The 14,389-nt window shown below is 59.0% G+C and carries 13 protein-coding genes; 4 read left to right on the forward strand and 9 right to left on the reverse strand.

Annotated features, from left to right (window positions below; all coding sequences use genetic code 11):
- On the reverse strand, positions 1–1,245 hold the full coding sequence (locus tag ACFOFO_RS00240) for an aromatic ring-hydroxylating oxygenase subunit alpha (protein WP_390324966.1): 1,245 nt from the start codon (positions 1,243–1,245) through the stop codon (positions 1–3).
- A 99-nt stretch (positions 1,246–1,344) separates the two neighbouring features.
- Positions 1,345–2,490, reverse strand: a complete 1,146-nt coding sequence (locus ACFOFO_RS00245) for an NAD(P)/FAD-dependent oxidoreductase (protein WP_390324964.1) — start codon at positions 2,488–2,490, stop codon at positions 1,345–1,347.
- Positions 2,491–2,635: 145 nt separating this feature from the next.
- On the opposite strand from ACFOFO_RS00245, the gene ACFOFO_RS00250 reads away from it, so the two are divergent.
- Positions 2,636–3,538 carry a LysR family transcriptional regulator gene (locus ACFOFO_RS00250; protein WP_390330482.1) on the forward strand — a complete coding sequence of 301 codons (903 nt, stop codon included), beginning with the start codon at positions 2,636–2,638 and terminating at the stop codon, positions 3,536–3,538.
- A 191-nt stretch (positions 3,539–3,729) separates the two neighbouring features.
- Here the strand turns inward: ACFOFO_RS00250 and ACFOFO_RS00255 are convergent, their stop codons facing one another.
- The 7 genes from ACFOFO_RS00255 to pxpB all read right to left on the reverse strand — a co-directional run bounded on the left by ACFOFO_RS00255 (position 3,730) and on the right by pxpB (position 11,869).
- A complete protein-coding gene (locus tag ACFOFO_RS00255; protein WP_390324959.1) occupies positions 3,730–4,503 on the reverse strand; it encodes an alpha/beta fold hydrolase in 774 nt (257 codons plus the stop codon).
- 11 nt (positions 4,504–4,514) lie between these two features.
- On the reverse strand, positions 4,515–5,768 hold the full coding sequence (locus tag ACFOFO_RS00260) for a xanthine dehydrogenase family Fe-S subunit (protein ID WP_390324957.1): 1,254 nt from the start codon (positions 5,766–5,768) through the stop codon (positions 4,515–4,517).
- Positions 5,765–6,604 (reverse strand): FAD binding domain-containing protein, encoded by an 840-nt coding sequence (locus ACFOFO_RS00265; protein ID WP_390324955.1) that lies wholly within the window; start codon positions 6,602–6,604, stop codon positions 5,765–5,767. Before ACFOFO_RS00265 ends, ACFOFO_RS00260 begins: the two co-directional genes overlap by 4 nt.
- Positions 6,601–8,979 carry a xanthine dehydrogenase family protein molybdopterin-binding subunit gene (locus ACFOFO_RS00270; protein ID WP_390324953.1) on the reverse strand — a complete coding sequence of 793 codons (2,379 nt, stop codon included), beginning with the start codon at positions 8,977–8,979 and terminating at the stop codon, positions 6,601–6,603. Before ACFOFO_RS00270 ends, ACFOFO_RS00265 begins: the two co-directional genes overlap by 4 nt.
- Positions 8,980–9,202: 223 nt before the next feature.
- Positions 9,203–9,988 carry a GntR family transcriptional regulator gene (locus tag ACFOFO_RS00275; protein WP_390324952.1) on the reverse strand — a complete coding sequence of 262 codons (786 nt, stop codon included), beginning with the start codon at positions 9,986–9,988 and terminating at the stop codon, positions 9,203–9,205.
- 127 nt (positions 9,989–10,115) lie between these two features.
- On the reverse strand, positions 10,116–11,150 hold the full coding sequence (locus ACFOFO_RS00280) for a 5-oxoprolinase subunit C family protein (RefSeq protein ID WP_390324950.1): 1,035 nt from the start codon (positions 11,148–11,150) through the stop codon (positions 10,116–10,118).
- Positions 11,147–11,869, reverse strand: coding sequence for a 5-oxoprolinase subunit PxpB (gene pxpB / locus ACFOFO_RS00285; RefSeq protein WP_390324949.1), 723 nt, complete (start codon positions 11,867–11,869; stop codon positions 11,147–11,149). Before pxpB ends, ACFOFO_RS00280 begins: the two co-directional genes overlap by 4 nt.
- Before the next feature lie 225 nt (positions 11,870–12,094).
- On the opposite strand from pxpB, the gene ACFOFO_RS00290 reads away from it, so the two are divergent.
- Genes ACFOFO_RS00290 through cofE form a run of 3 tightly spaced genes read left to right on the forward strand, consistent with a single transcriptional unit; the run spans position 12,095 to position 14,380 of the window.
- Positions 12,095–12,871, forward strand: a complete 777-nt coding sequence (locus tag ACFOFO_RS00290; protein ID WP_390324947.1) for a LamB/YcsF family protein — start codon at positions 12,095–12,097, stop codon at positions 12,869–12,871.
- Positions 12,872–12,926: 55 nt separating this feature from the next.
- On the forward strand, positions 12,927–13,601 hold the full coding sequence (gene npdG, locus ACFOFO_RS00295; protein WP_390324945.1) for an NADPH-dependent F420 reductase: 675 nt from the start codon (positions 12,927–12,929) through the stop codon (positions 13,599–13,601).
- 8 nt (positions 13,602–13,609) lie between these two features.
- On the forward strand, positions 13,610–14,380 hold the full coding sequence (cofE, locus tag ACFOFO_RS00300) for a coenzyme F420-0:L-glutamate ligase (protein WP_390324943.1): 771 nt from the start codon (positions 13,610–13,612) through the stop codon (positions 14,378–14,380).
- Positions 14,381–14,389 lie beyond the last annotated feature (9 nt).

Below are 14,389 nucleotides of genomic sequence, written 5' to 3' on the forward strand. Positions count from 1 at the left end.
TCAAACCTCCATCACTTTGCGGTAATACTCGTACATGCCCCGGATCAGGGTTTCCGAAATGTGGGTATCGGTGTCGGCGATTTCGCGGCCGCCCAACTCGCAGAAGGTCTCGGATTCGGGATCCTGCACCATACCTTCTTCGACCAGTCCGATGATTTCGCTGTCGTCCGCGGAGACAAAACCGGCGGGTCCGAACAGATTGGCCTGGCGCAGACGCCGCTCGGTCATCTCTGGCGTATCGTCCGCAAAACCAAGATGAGTCCAGATGTAATCGAAGGCTTTCGGCCCGCGCGGAATGACCTGGCGAACTGCGACTGAATTGATTTGCTGCTGCATGATCACGCTTGGGAAAATGCTTTGAATTACCGCAGTCGGCCCATCCCACCACGGCTCCGTCTCCACATCAAGGAAACGGCCGTCATTCAGCGCCATGTCGGCCCGGAAGCTGCTCACCCCTGTGGTTGCCTCACCTTGCCCGCCCTGGTTGCGCACCGTCACCATGGCGGAGTGGCGGTGCAGATCATCCATGACATTCTGCGATTCGTTGTCGGCCCGCCATAAGCCGTAGTTGACGAACCAGGTATGGAGCAATCCCGGGTGGTAGCAGTCCTTGAGATTTTCGTGGATCAGTTTCCAGTTGCCGGCAACGCGTTGCCGGTTGTAGCCGAGAACCTTCAGTTCGCGGCCGTCGAACACGCGCTCGAAGTATTTCAGCATGGTCGGGCCGAGAAATTCCTTGAAGTCCGGCACGTCAGGATGAAAGCTGGCAAAGATGACGCCGTTGTGCACCGCCACTTTAAGTTTTGTCAGCCCATGATTCTCCCGCTTGAAGTCCGCCGGCATCCCGCCTTTACCCTTGATGCCGCGCATGAACGGCACGCCCTGGAGATTGCCCTGAAGATCGTAGCTCCATTGGTGATACGGACAGATGAAATCCTTCCGGTTGCCCGAGTGTTCCTGGCAAAACTGTGTGGCCCGGTGCGCACAGCGGTTTTCCACTACATTGACATTGCCTTCCTCATCGCGCACCACGATCACGGAGCGCTCGCCGATCCAGGTACGCTTGAAGTCGCCGGCATGCGGGATCTCTGCGGTCAATGCCACATAGTTCCAGTGAGGCCCGTTGAAGATCCGTTCCTGCTCGCGCCGATAAATTTCAGGATCCGTATAGAGCCAGTAGGGAATACGGGAGGAGCCCGGGTCACGCCATTGGCGGACAAATGAAATCGGTTGCGGGTGGTTCATGTCTTCTCCTTTGATTTAAACCGGCGCATGTTGACGCCTTGCCATATGTTTCCCGCGACGCCAGTACGGATGCGGCCGCGGATCGATGAATGCACTTCGTTATCCCAACAGCATCGGCATGGATAGCGCCAATGTGCTTGCCCGCTCGGTGTGTGCCCCGTTCAACGCGAATCCGCGCAACAGGCCAGTACCGTCGCGGAACAGCGACTGCATGCCGCTGTCATCGGATTCGGTGTTCCACTCCCCCTCCACACCCAGCGGTGGCGGACAAACCACGGTCGGACAGGCCGGGGTTTTCACGATAACCGGCATCGCGGAATAGCGGACAAGCGCAGCGTCGCCAGCCAGATTGCTGGCCACGACCCTGGCGGCCGGTCCGATCGGCGCGATGTAGGGAAGCCATAACCCGTCCACCTCGGCGCAATCGCCAAGCGCAAACACCCTGGGGTCACTGGTCCGAAGGCTCAGGTCGACCGAAATGCCGTGGCTTGCCCGAATCGACGTGCCTTGAACTAGCGCTGTACGCGGCTTCAGGCCGATTGCCGACAGCACGATGTCCGCTTCGAGCGCATCGCCGTTGGTACAACGGATGACAACGCCATCCCCGTCCCGCTCGATGGTACTGACCCCTGTGCCCAGATGCCAGTCGACACCCGCTTGCCGCAAGGCGTTTAACAGGAATTGCCCATTGGCGCTGGGGAGAAGCCGGTTCAGGGGTGCGGCAGCGATGTCGATGACTTTTACCCGGTAACCGGCGTGCACCATATCATTCGCAAATTCGCAGCCGATCAGCCCTGCGCCGAGAATGGCGACAACTTTCTTGCCGTGAGCTGCCGCCCGGAAGCGCGCGTAATCCGAGAGGTCATTGACTGCGAAGACGGTTTCCAGAGACGCCGGGGCGAGCGGCAGCCGTACCGGTTCAGCGCCAAGGGCAAGAACTAGTTGACTGTACGCGATGGTTCCGTGAGTGGTCAAAAGCGAGCGGGTGGCCGTATCGATGTGCCGGACCCGGGTTTCCGTCAACACCTCCGCCTTGATTTGGGCAGCCATTCCATCCGCGCTCCTGGATGCCAGTTCGGATACCTGGGCGCCCAGGCGAAAGGCTTCGGAAAGCGTCGGCTTCGAATAGAACTGTCCGTCGTCAGCTGTCACCACCACCAGCGGATCCGTCTTGTTCCGCTTGCGGAATTCGCGGGCTACCGAATAGCCTGCGAGACCACTTCCGACGATTACGATGGGATCCATGGGGTTTTTTCCACCAATCGGCACTGCCGTTTTTTTGCGTTTGTTTAAACTGTCAGCGCGGTCATCGCGCTATCTCTTGGCACCAATATATTCGCCGGCGTATCATATGTAAATTGCATAATATCGATGGAAGGTATACAGAAAAATGGATATTCTGCATCTGGACCTGAAGCTGCTAGTTGCTTTCGAAGCCATGCTGGCAACTCGCAACGTCACCTCGGCAGCGGACGCCATCGGATTGACGCAGCCCGCGATGAGCACATGCCTGGGGAAGCTGCGAAAGGTGCTGGGCGATCCTCTTTTCGTCAGGACTTCCCGCGGCATGGAGCCGACCCCGTTCGCGCTCGAATTGTCGGAACCGATACGAAATGCGCTTCACCTGATTCGGCAGACGCTTAATCGGGACAAGCATTTCGATGCGGCTACATCGACTCGGACGTTCAAGCTGATCATGACGGATATAGGAGAAAGGGTTTTCCTCCCTGATCTATTGCGGCGACTGAGCACCGTGGCGCCGGGGCTCAATATCAGAACGGTGCAGTTACCGGTGAAGGAAATGCGGGAAGCACTGGAATCCGGGGAAATGGACCTGGCCGTCGGCTTCATCCCGGATCTGAACGCCGGCTACTACCAGCAAAGATTATTCAATCGCTCTTACGTGTGCCTAATACGGCCGGATCATCCGGTCATCAAGGATGCGCTTAGCCTGAAGCAGTACTTGGCGGCGTCTCACGCAATTGTTTCCGCGCCGGGGACCGGTCACGACGTGGTGGAAAGAGTCCTGACCGAAAAGGGCCTCAAGCGCAGAATCGCGCTGCACGTGACGCATTTTCTGGCAATTCCGCTGATCGTCGCCAACACCGATTTGATCGTGACCATTCCGACGATGCTGGCGGAATCCTATCTCCCCGCCGGCAATATCAAATTACTGGCGCCACCGGTCGAGCTGCCGGTCTACTCCATCAAGCAATACTGGCATGAACGCTTCCATGAGGATGCCGCCAACCGCTGGCTGCGCGGATTGATCTATGAGCTATTCGGAGACTGATGTCTTGCTGACGCTGCGCGGAGAGGTCTCGACCGCAGTGAACGTGCGGGCAGTGGTAGGCTGGGATGCAATCCCAGCGATCGACCATTACCCTATGCACGGCCTCTATCCGGTTGATTGGGTTGGATCACCGGAGGTGTTGAATTGTGCGTTGGGTGAATGATGGCAGGTTGCTGGGATTGCATCCCAGCCTACTGTCCTGATGTCTTGCTGACGCTGCGCAGAAAGGTCTCGACAGCAGCAAGCGTGCGTGCAGGCGCCTCGATCATCGGGTAATGACCCGCGTCGGATACGACCTCGAGGATGGCATTGCGGTACCAGCGCAGGGTCGTATCACGCGCCAGTTGCTCGGTGCAACCCGGATCGTGCGCGCCGACGAGCGCCAGCAAGGGAATCTCCGACCCGTCCACCTGGGTGTGGATATCGGTCAGGGCGGCATCGGCGGCATAGTCGGCGCAGGCTTGCGGTGCAATCGCTTCCCAGGCGCTTTGCGACACCTGCTGCGCAAACGCCATGCCGTAGCGTTTGCCCACGCCCATGTGAATGACCGCGGCACGCTGGCTCACATGGTGCGCGGCCTCGTCCAGCATGCGCATGCGGGCCGGGTCACGCGACGCGCCACGAGCGTTCATGCCGGCCAGTGAAACAATCGACCGGATGCGCCCGGGTGCGGCCACCGCGATCATCTGGCCAACCAGCGCGCCTATCGAATGGCCGAGCAGATGCGCTTGGTCCCACCTGAGATGGTCGAGCAAGCGGATGGCGTCCGCGACCACTTCGTTCAGGGTATATAGTCCAGACAGGTTTTTCGCGCGGCCGTAGCCGCGATAATCCATGACCACATACTGAAAGCGCTCGGTGTCCGCGAAAGCCAGCATCGCATCGAACGCTTCATTCGCGCCGAACAGGCCGGGAAGCAGCAGCACCTTGGTGCCGCCAACCCCGACGGTAGTGAATGTATTCAAGCTCAAGACCCTCAGCGCCCGAACAGCGAGCGGAAAAACGCCACTATTCGATCACGTAGCACGGAGAAAACAAGCGCTCCTGCATTGAGCTCAGCCGCCGGAGCGTGAAACGCGCTACCATCCGCGACTTCGCTGCCGCCCTGGCTCAGACGCGCGCGCAGGTTTTCGGCAAATGCGTCTGTCATGCGCTTGGCAATATCCCGCACGATGCTCGAACGACTGAACTGCGCGAGGGATCCGGTCAGCGCGAACCCAACTTGGACCTCGACCCGGGTCGCGGTGCCGCCTTTTTCTTCGATCAGGTCGTAGCGAATTTCGCCACGGGTAGCGGAACTCGACTTCGTGTCGCGGGCACTGCCGTATATCGTCCCGGAGTGGTTCGCGGCATCGCGCACCACATCGGCAGCCCCTTCGAATTCGGCCACGATCGGTCCGACCTTGATCCGAAGCTTAGGTTCGACATGGGTCTCGGTGGGCGGGGCGAGTAGCGATGCACCGGGCAGGCATGTCGTCACATCGCCAAGACGGCCGAAGAAGTTCCAGACCTGTTCGCGCGGAAAGTCAATGCTGAAGGATTGGTTCAATGTCGTCAGCGGCTTGCCGCTGTCGGGCGCGCCCGCCTTTTTGGCCGGTACCACCGGTGCTGGCGCCGTGGCAGCTGCAGCCCTTTGTACCGGTGCCGCGACCAGCTTGGTCGTCCCGGCAAATGCGGTGTTGCCGCTCGCCATGGGCTGCGCATGACCGGAACCAACCGGTCCCAAGGTGGTGCGCGGATTTTCCGGCGATACCACGCCTGCTTCCCTGCGCTCAGCGATCACGCTTTGCACCGCCTTGATGATGCCCACGTAACCGGTGCAGCGGCATAGATTGCCGCTCATGGCAAACCGGATATCCTGTTCGCTCGCATCCGGCATGCGCAGCACCACATCACGAGCGGAGGCCAGCATGCCCGGCGTACAGTAGCCGCATTGCAAGGCATGCTCGCGCGAAAACGCGGCACGCAGCGCGCGCATGACCTCGTCGTCATCCATTCCTTCGATGGTCGTGATGCTGGCGCCGTCGCAGGCGACCGCAAGTGTGATGCACGAGCGTGCCGGCACGCCATCGATGAGCAGCGTACAAGCGCCACAGACGCCATGCTCGCAGCCCAGATGGGTGCCTGTAAGATTTAACGTGTCGCGCAGGAAATCTGCCAGTTGCGTACGTGGTTCGACAGTCGCAGCGACGACGTCCTTTCCATTCACGATTAAGTTAATCATTTTCATGATAGTTCAGCCCGGTCAACTGCACGCTTCAAGGCGGCAATGTGAATTTGATTCTCCAGCGGGTCAGTCATCCCGGCGCTGGTGAGCGTGTGCCTGGCGGCATCGAGATCAAGTCGTCGTGGCCGCCCGCCGTGTGGTTCGCTGTTGAAAAGCCCACGTGCGTCAGTGAGGACGATGGGCTTTGACTCTGTTGCGCCGAGCACGACCCGGCACACCGCCCGATCCGGGTCGTGAAGCACCGCGCCGATGGCATGCGCAAATTCACCCGTTTTGCGGCAGAGCTTGTAATAGCCCCAGCGCGCATTGGCAGACAAGCGCGGTATGCGCACCGCTTCCAGCATTTCACCTGGTTCGAGTGCAACCTCGAACACGCCGGTCATGAAATTCTCAATCGCAAGCCGGCGTTGGCCGGTCGGTCCAGTGACCAGTACTTCGGCACCAATTGCCGCCAGACTTGAAATCCAGTCCGCAGAAGGGTCCGCATGGACGAGACTGCCGCCGATGGTACCGCGGTTGCGCACCGCACGATAGGCAATCGCGCGGGCTACTTTCGATAATGCGCCGCCAGTTACGTCGGGAACCCGGCCATCTTCAATATCGGCATGGGTGACGCATGCACCGATGATGATCGCATCGGCGGTGAGCTCGACCCGCTTCAGTTCGGGAATGCCGGTGATATCGACCAGCAGATCGGGCTGCACCAGGCGCAGATTGAGCATGGGGCCAAGTGACTGGCCTCCTGCGAGGATCTTCACGACAATATCATCGCGCTGCATGAGCGCGATGACTGAGGCCAGGTTAGCGGGGCGTTCGTAGTCAAACCTTGACGGCTTCATGCGAACTCCTTTTTGGTGGTGGACGAAGATGCTTTCGGCACCTGCGGGTGTATAGCGGCATTGGCAATCGCTTCCAGAACACGGCGTGGGGTGATTGGCGAGATATGCAGTTCGGCACCCAGCGGTCGCAAGGCGTCATTCACCGCATTGCAGATCGCGGCCGGCGGTGGAATCGCACCACTTTCACCAATCCCTTTCACGCCAAATTCGGTATAAGGGGACACGGTCTCCATATGGATAATGCGCGGCTCCGGTACTTCGGTTGGCCCCGGCAGCAGGTAGTCGGCAAAGGTAGACGCGAGCGGTTGCGCCGAAGCATCGAACGCCATTTCTTCATACAATGCGGTGCCTATGCCTTGTGCAGTTCCGCCATAGATCTGACCATCGACCACCATTGGATTGACAAGTTTTCCGCCATCCTCGACGATCACATAGTCGAGGATTTCGACATCACCGGTCTCGGGGTCGACCGCCACCAGTGCGGCATGCACGCCATAGCCGAAGGTGCCGGAGTCACGCATTGGCTTGTACCCTTCAGTCACCTCGAGACCGCCCGGGTTGACTTCGGCAGGCAAGTCCTGCGGTCGCAGATACCAGGTCCGGGCTACTTCTGCAAGTGTAAAACTGCCGGCGGGCCCCACGACACAGCCGTCGCGCACTGTCACCTGATCCGGATCCGTCTTGAGCATCCAGGCACCGATCTGGACCAACCGCTTTGCTAAGGTCTGGCAAGCCCGAGAGACGGCGCCGCCAGACATCACCATGCAGCGCGAACCCCAGGTGCCGGTAGAGTATGGTGTGACAGCGGTATCGCCGTGCACCAGTTTCACGCGGGAAATATCAATCCCGAGAATCTCATGAGCGACCTGTGCTAGCGTAGTTTCCAGGCTTTGGCCGTGTGAATGGGCGCCAATGCGCAGCTCTAAGCCCCCATCGGGCGTCACTCTTGCAGTGGCCTGTTCATACCCGGGTACCATCGGGATGCCCCAGCCAGCGTACACCGAGGTGCCGTGTGCCGCTTGCTCGCAATAGATTGAAATACCGACGCCGATCAGGCGACCATCCGCTTCTGCGGTTTGTTGTCGGGCCCGAATGGCCGGGTAGTTGATCGCTTCAATCGCCTGGCGCAGGGCTTCCGGGTAATCTCCGCTATCGAAATGCTTGTTAGTGATGTTATCAAACGGCATCTGCTCGGGCCGTACCAGGCTTTTCATCCGCACCTCGTACGGTTCGACCCCGGCTTCCCGTGCAATTGCATCCAATACCAGTTCGAGTGCAAAACAAACGCCGGTGCGAGCCACGCCACGATAGGGAAGAATCGGGCACTTGTTGGTCGCCACGGAATAGGTTTGGCAGCGATAGGCCGGGAAGTCATAAGGACCCGGTAAGATGCTGGCGACCTGCGCTGCTTCCAGACAGGCTGAGAATGGGTAGGACGAATAGGCCCCGGAATCGACGGTTGCCTCGCAATCGATGCCAAGCAGGCGCCCATCATTGTCGGCATAGCCGGTAATGCGGTAGAAATGCTCGCGACAATTCGCGCCCGCTGTCAGATGTTCGCGCCGATCCTCGATCCAGCGTACCGGGTGACCGCGCTGCATCGCAAGCCAGCCTAGCGCCACTTCCTCTGGCAACAAGATACCTTTGTATCCAAATGCACCGCCGACATCCGGTGCGATGACCCGGATCTGGCCCTGGTCAAGCCCGAGGCATTCGGACAAACCGGTTCGTACGATGTGCGGCATCTGCGTCGAAGTATAGACGACGAGTTGCTCGAGGCGATGATCCCAGTAGGCGACCACACCGCGCCCTTCCATTGGTGCCATTGACTGGCGCGAGGTCCTGATTTCACGGGTGACCTGAATCGGAGCATTGCGCACTTGCGCGATATCGACGTTGACGTTTGTTTCGAGAAAGACATTGTCCGACCATGCCTCGTGCAACAGGGGCGCATCACTCTGGCGTCCAGCCAGCATGTCGTGAACGGCGCTCAACTCATCGAGATCAAGCCTGACGGTTGCCGCGATGTCTTCCGCTTCGGCTCTTGTGGCAGCAACACACATCGCGACCAGCTCGCCCACGTGCCGCACCTTGCCGCGCGCCAGCACCGGCTGCTCGGAAACCTTGAAGCCCGGCAACCCGGATACCGACCTGATCGCCTTGACTGTATCGAGATGCTCGATGGTATAGACGTCTTTCTGGTGGACATCAGGAATATCGATGCCGAGAATTCCTGCATGAGCGAGCGGGCTACGCACGAACGCGACATCCTGCATTCCAGCCAGACGTATGTCCGCAACAAACTGACCGCGTCCCCGCATCAAGCGATCATCTTCCTTGCGCAGGGCGCGCGCACCGATACCTTGTCCTGACATTGGCCTGCTCCTCTTATCACTCACCGTACCCGTTGATGGGCATACAAACCGTGGTGCCACTTCCGGTAACGCAACAGCAGCACCTCTGGCAATCTTGAGTCCTTCGCGGCAAGATGGAATGCGCCGCCGGCTACTATGCTACCGCAGAGCTATCATTCTAACATACCATTTATAGAATGATAGTAAATATTGGGCGGCGCACTCAGGAAAATCCGGGTGATGATCAGGCTGACATCTTCCGGGTTCTCGGAAGTGCTTTCGGCGTCGGTTTCACTCTGTCCAGCAAGTTCATATATAGCTTCATGCAGTCACTGCGGTAGGTGATCTCGGCAACATAAATCGCCACATCGTCCTGATCCGTGACAACGCAACGGCACTCCGCGGTCGGAACGCTCAAGGACACCTGGAGCAGATTTGCGGTTTCGCGATCGGCGGTGCCGATCACGAGCGTTTGATGCGCTTCCTTGATGTCGACGCTGTCGAGTGTGGCCAATACCGACAATGCGGTATGTTTCAGGAAGGCGTCCCGGTTTTGGTCGAAGATATCCCGTGCGAGATGAAGATTGACGACGGCATACGGCACACCGTCCTTGAGCTGCACGCTACGCAAGAAAACATATTCGGATGCCATCGAGCCTTCATCTTCATGCAACTTCGGGAAGGGGGGAGGGGTGGCCACTTTGATGAACTTGGGGACGTTTTCCTTGATCGATGTAATCACTGATTCCCAGGTGGTTTCAAGCCTGAGCCAGCGCTTGTCGTTGACGTGTTCGTTGACGAAAGTGCCGCGCCCCTGCTGACGCGTGACGAGGCCCTCCTTCTCAAGCAGTCCGACTGCCTGCCGAACGGTGACGCGCGCAAAGTTAAATTCTTGTTCGAGTTCTTCCAGAGTCGAAATTTTCCTGCCGGGTAGCCATTCGCCGGTTTCAATCCGGCGCCGCAACGCGGACGCGACTTGAATGTACGCTGGGATTTGGCCGCGTCGATCCGCGCTGTTCAGTTTTTCCATGGTTTTATACTCCTATCATCCTAATGATGGAATTATACAGTCAGATGCCTGCGAAGAGTGCCGGGAATAGTCATCATGACGCTACCATAAGAAAATATTCGGGCGGCAGGTGTGCACCAGCGGACCGTCAGCCAAGAGCATTCGCAACCCCGCTGACCAGGTTCTCCGTATACAGTGCTGCGAGGTCGATGCCGGCGGAGGCGTTCAGCACGCGAAGCGCTTCAACAGACTGTAAAAAATCCGCCTCCTGAGTTCTTCGCAGTGATTCCGCCTCGCCCACGCCAATCGCTGTGAAGCGGATCTTTTGCCCCGGCTTACGGCGTCCGAGCAGGGGAATGTCGGCGGAAACGACGGTCGCAATTTTGGGATATCCGCCGCTTGTCTGCGCATCGGCCATCAGTACAATCGGCAAGCCGGATCCCGGTACTTGGATCGATCCCGTCACGATGCCATCAGACACGATGTTGTACCCCTTGGCGTGGTCGAGTCTGGGGCCTTCAAGACGGAAGCCCATTCGATCCGACTGCGGGGATATCGTGTACTCGGCGGACAAGAACGTTTCAATTGCTGCGTCAGTGAAAAAATCGGCCTGCGGCCCGAGCACCACCCGAATCGGCTGATCGAGGGCCAGGTCCAGCGGTCGCGCCAAGGCATGTTCGCTGCGCACATCCACTGCCGCCTGCTTTAACGGGATCAGGTCTGCCTGTCGCAGCGCGTGTCCACTATATCCGCCGAGGGCACCGCGCACGTAAGTCGACGCGCTACCGAGGCTGGGCGCCGCGTCAACCCCGCCTTCGATCGCGAGATAGGCGCAGCCCGAATCACCGAGCTTGGTTACGGAAAACACGACACCTCGGGTCAGTCTGACGCTACGCCCGGCTGGAATCGGGCGCGCGCCGACGGTGCCTATTTCAATCATGGCGTTGCAGCCGACCAGTGCGACCCGCACGGATTCCGCCTGCACCTCCAGAGCAGGTCCCTGATGGATCATTTCGAGCGCCGGAGTGCCCGCAGAATTGCCGACCAGGACGTTGGCAAGACGCAGGCTGATGCGGTCGAGAGGACCGGAAACCGGTACGCCGACGTCTTGAAAACCGATACGTCCAAGATCCTGCACGGTGGTATGCAGGCCGGGATTGATTACTTTGAGTGCAGGCTTCATATCTCTATCGTTTCGTAAGGAACTTGGTAGGCATCGGCGTCGCTTGCAGAGCGAATTGCCGCGAATTCAGCGGTAGTGATCGGCTCGAAGCAGACCGCGTCACCGGGACTCAACAAGACCGGGCGAGGCCAGTGCTTATTGAACAGCCGGATTGGTGTGGTGCCGATCAGGTGCCATCCGCCCGGGCTTTCGAGCGGGTAGATCGCAGTCATGGCGGAGGCGATTGCAATCGAGCCGGCCGGAACGCGAGTCCGCGGATCCGGCCGGCGGGGGAGCACGAGTGCTTCGGGAAGATCCCCCATGTAGGGATAGCCCGGCACGAAGCCGATCATATATACATGAAAGCGCGTGCCGCTATGCAATCGAATGACTTCGTCGCTGCCGAGGCCGGTGCGCTCACCCACTTCGGCGAGATCCGGAGCATGGCTGGCCTCGTAACAGGCGGGAATTCGCCATAGTTTCGCCGGTCTGGTGCCCACGCTGGCGTCGTCGATCAACTGTTTCAGTCGTTGGATCAGGCCGACACTATCCGTCGCCAACGGGTCGTAGTGAACCATCAACGAGCGATACGTCGGCACGGCCTCGAAGACGCCCGGCAATTGTGCCGCACGAACCTTGGCGGCCAGGCGCAGGACGCGATCGCTCAAGGCGCGATCAATCACGTCCCCGAATTCGACCGCCAGCGCGGTGTCACCCGCGGAAAGAAACCTCACATCCATTCTGCCTTCTCCTGGTAACTCGCCGCTCACACGGCAATAGGTTTGGATACCTCAAATATAGTATTGTCTTTCCATCTTTAGTAACATATACTAATTCGCAAGCGGGAAGATATCAAGAGAAACCATCGCTACCGGTGTATGGCAACACACTCAGTAATGGTCTTGCAAGTAGCGTTAGCACGCATTCCCATACGGATTTTTTACCTAGAGGATAAAGGACAGGCAATGACACTATCGGTCAATCTCAATGCAGACATGGGTGAAGGTTTCGGTGCATACGACATCGGCGATGACGACGGCATCCTGAAAATCATCCGTTCGGCGAATATCGCCTGCGGTTTCCACGCCGGTGATCCGCTCACCATGCGCCGCGTGGTGCAACGCGCCAAGGAGGAGGGCGTGAGCATCGGCGCCCATCCAGGTTTCAACGATCTATGGGGCTTCGGACGCCGTCGTATCGACATGCGTCCGGACGAGCTCGAAAGCCTGATCGCCTATCAGATCGGCGCGCTCCAGGCGATGGCCGCATATGCGGGCGAGAAGGTTACGCATGTGAAGCCGCATGGCGCACTCAACAATATGGCCGCAGAAAACGCCGAATACGCCATGGCCATCGGCCGCGCCATCAAAACTGTCGATCGCGACCTGATCTATGTCGCGCTGTCCGGCTCTGAAATGGAGACGGCTGCGCTCAAGTTGGGACTGAAACTTGCCCGCGAAGGCTTCTGCGACCGCCAGTATGAAGATGACGGCAATCTGACCTCCCGCAAAATTCCCGGGGCTGTCATCAAGGATCCCGCTGTTGCCACCAAACAGGTGGTGCAGATGGTGGTTGAGGGCGAGATCATTTCGCGCAACGGCAAGCGCATCCCGCGACGGGTCGACACGCTGTGCGTGCACGGCGACGAGCCCACGGCGCTGGCACTTTCGCGCGCAGTGCGCGAGGGACTAGAAGCAGCCGGCGTGAAGATCGTTCCGCTCACGGAAATGACACTGGGCTGAAGTCCTCGCGCTCACCTATATAGCTTTCACATTCAGCAGACTACAGGAGTACACAATGCAAACTCGCCCTACTCTGGCAATCATCGGTGGCACAGGCGCCCTAGGTTCCGGCTTGGCCATTCGTTGGGCCGCCGCCGGTTTCCCGGTCGTGCTGGGTTCGCGCTCAAGCGACAAGGCCAAGGAAGCGGCACTTCAGATCAAGGCTGGCAACGGCGCACCAGCGGTGCGTGGCGAAGACAATGTCACCGCAGCAGGCGTAGCCGATATCGTGATCGTTGCAGTGCCGTTTTCGCATCACGATGCAACCCTTGATGAAATCAAGAGTGTTGTCAGCGGCAAGATCATCGTCGATGCGGTGGTGCCACTGGTTCCACCGAAAGTTTCGCAGGTACAACTTCCGCCAAAGGGTTCAGCAGGGCAGATTGCACACGAACGCCTGGGTGACGTCGCCCGCGTGGTATCGGCATTCCACAATGTCGGTGCGGCAAAATTGCAGAATGGCGGCGTGATCGAATGCGATGTGCTGGTATGCGGCAACGACAAAGAGGCGCGTGACGCGGTGATTGCAATCACCGAAGCAATCGGCATGCGCGGTATCGACGCTGGCCCGATCGCGAATGCGGCTGCCTCCGAAGCGCTGACCTCAATTCTGATCGGCATCAACCGACGCTACAAGGTCGATTGCGCGGGAATCCAGATTACCGGCATCACCGCCAACGTTGCTGCGTAGAGGTCGTGATGGAGAGCACAGTCGTCACGTTGACCGCAGTTGCGGGCATTCCGATGGTTCAGCCCGGCGACGATCTCGCCGACATTCTCATCGATAACCTGAATCGCGCATCGATTGTGCCGCGTGACCAGGATGTGCTCGTCATTGCCCAAAAAATCGTCTCGAAAGCAGAAGGCCGCTATGTGGATCTATGCGAGGTGGTGCCATCTCCTCGCGCCGTTCAGCTCGCTGCCGAGGTGAACAAGGACCCGCGCCTGATCGAGCTCATTCTTTCGGAAAGCCGTGAGGTGCTGCGTCATCGCGGTGGTGTACTGGTGGTTGAGCATCGGCTTGGCTTCGTGATGGCGAATGCCGGCATCGATCAATCGAATATCGATCACCCCGGCGGACGCGAGCGCGCCCTGTTGTTGCCGGAAAACCCTGACGCAAGCTGCGCCAAACTGAAGGCGCGACTGGACCGCGCTTTCGGCGTTGATCTGGCGATCGTTATCAACGACAGTTTCGGTCGCCCGTGGCGCAACGGCGTCGTCGGTGTAGCACTTGGTGCCGCAGGGCTACCGTCATTGCTGAACCTCATCGGCGCCCCCGATCTGTACGGCCGGGCGATGCGTGTGACTGAGGTTGCAGTCGCTGATGAAATCGCAGCAGCGGCCTCTCTGATCATGGGGCAGACCGATGCAGGCAAGCCCGTCATCCATGTTCGCGGACTACAGTGGAACGCACCCGAGCGTAATGCGGCAGCCCTCTTGAGGCCGAAACAGCAAGACATGTTCCGATGACAGCAAAGA

It is taken from the genome of Pseudundibacterium arcticum (assembly GCF_042646465.1).
In the GTDB taxonomy this organism is placed as follows: Bacteria; Pseudomonadota; Gammaproteobacteria; order Burkholderiales; family Burkholderiaceae_D; genus Undibacterium_A; species Undibacterium_A arcticum.

Excerpts from the sequence above, each read along its gene's own strand:
- ACFOFO_RS00240 (WP_390324966.1), bottom strand. The coding sequence starts at position 1,245 with ATGAACCACCCGCAACCGATTTCATTTGTCCGCCAATGGCGTGACCCG.
- ACFOFO_RS00245 (WP_390324964.1), bottom strand. The coding sequence starts at position 2,490 with ATGGATCCCATCGTAATCGTCGGAAGTGGTCTCGCAGGCTATTCGGTA.
- ACFOFO_RS00250 (WP_390330482.1), top strand. The coding sequence starts at position 2,636 with ATGGATATTCTGCATCTGGACCTGAAGCTGCTAGTTGCTTTCGAAGCC.
- ACFOFO_RS00260 (WP_390324957.1), bottom strand. The coding sequence starts at position 5,768 with ATGAAAATGATTAACTTAATCGTGAATGGAAAGGACGTCGTCGCTGCG.
- ACFOFO_RS00265 (WP_390324955.1), bottom strand. The coding sequence starts at position 6,604 with ATGAAGCCGTCAAGGTTTGACTACGAACGCCCCGCTAACCTGGCCTCA.
- ACFOFO_RS00270 (WP_390324953.1), bottom strand. The coding sequence starts at position 8,979 with ATGTCAGGACAAGGTATCGGTGCGCGCGCCCTGCGCAAGGAAGATGAT.
- ACFOFO_RS00275 (WP_390324952.1), bottom strand. The coding sequence starts at position 9,988 with ATGGAAAAACTGAACAGCGCGGATCGACGCGGCCAAATCCCAGCGTAC.
- ACFOFO_RS00280 (WP_390324950.1), bottom strand. The coding sequence starts at position 11,150 with ATGAAGCCTGCACTCAAAGTAATCAATCCCGGCCTGCATACCACCGTG.
- pxpB (WP_390324949.1), bottom strand. The coding sequence starts at position 11,869 with ATGGATGTGAGGTTTCTTTCCGCGGGTGACACCGCGCTGGCGGTCGAA.
- ACFOFO_RS00290 (WP_390324947.1), top strand. The coding sequence starts at position 12,095 with ATGACACTATCGGTCAATCTCAATGCAGACATGGGTGAAGGTTTCGGT.
- npdG (WP_390324945.1), top strand. The coding sequence starts at position 12,927 with ATGCAAACTCGCCCTACTCTGGCAATCATCGGTGGCACAGGCGCCCTA.
- cofE (WP_390324943.1), top strand. The coding sequence starts at position 13,610 with ATGGAGAGCACAGTCGTCACGTTGACCGCAGTTGCGGGCATTCCGATG.